We start from the raw sequence: 2,500 nt of genomic DNA, 5'->3' as shown, positions 1-2,500 counted from the left end.
TGGAGAAGGTCCCAAGGGTTGGGCTGTTCGCCCATTAAAGTGGCACGCGAGCTGGGTTCAGAACGTCGTGAGACAGTTCGGTCTCTATCTACAGTGGGCGTTAGAAATTTGAGTGGATCTGACTCTAGTACGAGAGGACCGAGTTGGACTAACCTCTGGTGTATCTGTTGTTCCGCCAGGAGCATTGCAGAGTAGCTACGTTGGGAAGGGATAAGCGCTGAAAGCATATAAGCGCGAAACCCACCACAAGATGAGATTTCTTTAAAGGGTCGTAGGAGATGACTACGTTGATAGGTCATAGGTGTAAAGGCAGTAATGTCATAGCCGAGTGATACTAATAACCCATAGGCTTATTGTACGCCTGTTTTTTATAAAGTTCAATACAGATTTTCATGAATCATTTTTTCAATATGTTATTTTATACGGTTAAGTAGTTAATACTACATACACCGAAAGATTTAAGGTGATTATAGCGATGGGGCTCACCTCTTACCATTCCGAACAGAGAAGTTAAGCCCATTTGCGCCGATGGTACTGCATTTGTGGGAGAGTAGGTCGTTGCCTTTTTAGAGAACCCTTCATATTTATTTATGAAGGGTTTTTTTGTGTCCGAATATGAAATAAATTACTAGGTAAAAAGGCTGAAGTAAATAGACATAAGGCAAAAGGAACTAGATGATATAGACCATAACTTAAAAGCTATTAATAAAAAGCAAATAACTAGAAAGCAAAAGTTAGTAGAGAAAAGGGTAAGTTAAAAAGGGATATAAGAAAGTATTCACACATCATCTTTTTCCTTAAAGTAGGCACTAAGTAGAAAGTAAAGCTCAGAAGATATTAGAGAAAAGGGTTAATTCAATACGTTAGAATGTTATGTTCAAATTTGAAAACCTATAATTATGATCTATTACCTTAAAGTAGGTTATACATTATATTAAATTTACCAAAAGTGATATCTAATATTCAAATTTTAAAAACTATAAATCTGATCTTTTATTATTAAAGTATGTACCATTTGGTAGATGTTTCTTAATAAATGCTGTTTAATCAGACTACACTCAATACTGTTTATTTGTAGACGATACTGTTTTCATTCATTATTAAGTACATTATAAATTGTCTAGAATCTTATATTCAAATTAGAACCCCTTCAAACTAGATCTTTAAATTATATTAGACTATAAGTACTATGTGTTTTTTATAATTGATAGTTATTCGTATTGTAGTAGATTCCATTATATAGTAAAGAATATTAAGACTAGTAATAATTTTAATATAGTTTTAGTTTTTCGTGTGGAATTACCCAAAGATTAGACCTTGTTATATTCGTGTTTATATTGAAATGATATTTTAGGACAAAGACACTGGAGGTATAAACCTCTAAAATCTAAAATCTAAATTCAGAGCTATTTGTTATCTATTCTATTAAGACATTAGGATTCGTTCGTAGGTGAAATGTAAATTAATTTCTATAAATTTTATTGTATAAACACAAAACACAAAACACAAAACACAAAACACAAAACACAAAACACAAAACACAAAAACAAAATCTAAAATCTAATACATAATACGTATTGGTATATTTTGACTATAGTTTGAGAGTGTAAAACGATTATTGTCTTTGGTGATTGTATGGATCTGCACATGTATCAAGATTATTAGATATTTTCTAATTATTTTTTTTCAGGATCTAGTCTACTTGGATTATGTTTTGTGGTAAAAGTTGTTACTCTTAGATACCAGAATAAATTAATAAGGCTATTAAAAACAACTAATCCCTAATGAGAATATTGTAATACGGGAGTTTTACTTAAGCTGCTAGATCTTTTTTAGTATAATAGTCTTACAGGAATAATATTATTTCGAAAAAAAGCTCATTAAATATAACAGTATTCAAGATTAATAGGGACGTAATTCACTGTTCCAGGAGTTATATTATAAAGAGGATTTTGCAGTAGGACACTAAATAGGGTTTGTTTTCATACTACTATAACTTATTTAAAGTTTTTATACTTACTGTAACCTGCTAAGCATAAAGGCTTAAAGATAGATGTTACGTTTAAATTAAAAAAAGATTACCAAAAGGGTTGTGGGAACCAAAAAGGCTTGTATATTTGCACCCCGAAAACGACGTAACTATAACAGGTTATTTAGTTGTTAGGGAAACGTTCAGAGAGTTATTATGACAGTGGAATAGAAAAGAGTCAAATCTTTTCAAATAAAGCTTGTGGGATTTAAAAAAGCGAATTATATTTGCACCCGCTTAAGGAAATAACATCTTAAGAGACAGAGAAAAAAGTTCATAAACATATTGAATTGACAGCGTACGAATTTAATTGGAAACGATTAAGTTCAAACAAGAGAATAAGCCATTTTAGAGTACTAGATATTTCTTTAATTGTTAAGCATATTAGTCGAAAGACTTTAAAATTTAACGATGAAGAGTTTGATCCTGGCTCAGGATGAACGCTAGCGGCAGGCTTAACACATGCAAGTC

3 rRNA genes (2 of these 3 only partly in view) are annotated in these 2,500 nt (G+C 31.4%); all 3 read left to right on the top strand.

Going from position 1 to position 2,500, the window contains the following annotated elements:
- Nucleotides 1-358: ribosomal RNA gene (locus H0I26_RS00035) — 23S ribosomal RNA — on the top strand; it begins 2,463 nt to the left of the window's first position.
- A gap of 101 nt (nt 359-459) precedes the next feature.
- Nucleotides 460-567 (top strand): 5S ribosomal RNA (gene rrf / locus H0I26_RS00030).
- A 1,870-nt stretch (nt 568-2,437) separates the two neighbouring features.
- A 16S ribosomal RNA gene (locus H0I26_RS00025) occupies nt 2,438-2,500 on the top strand (it continues 1,455 nt past the right edge of the window).

It is taken from the genome of Olleya sp. HaHaR_3_96 (genome assembly GCF_019278545.1).
GTDB lineage: Bacteria > Bacteroidota > Bacteroidia > Flavobacteriales > Flavobacteriaceae > Olleya.
This window is presented reverse-complemented; position numbering and strand designations above follow the sequence as displayed.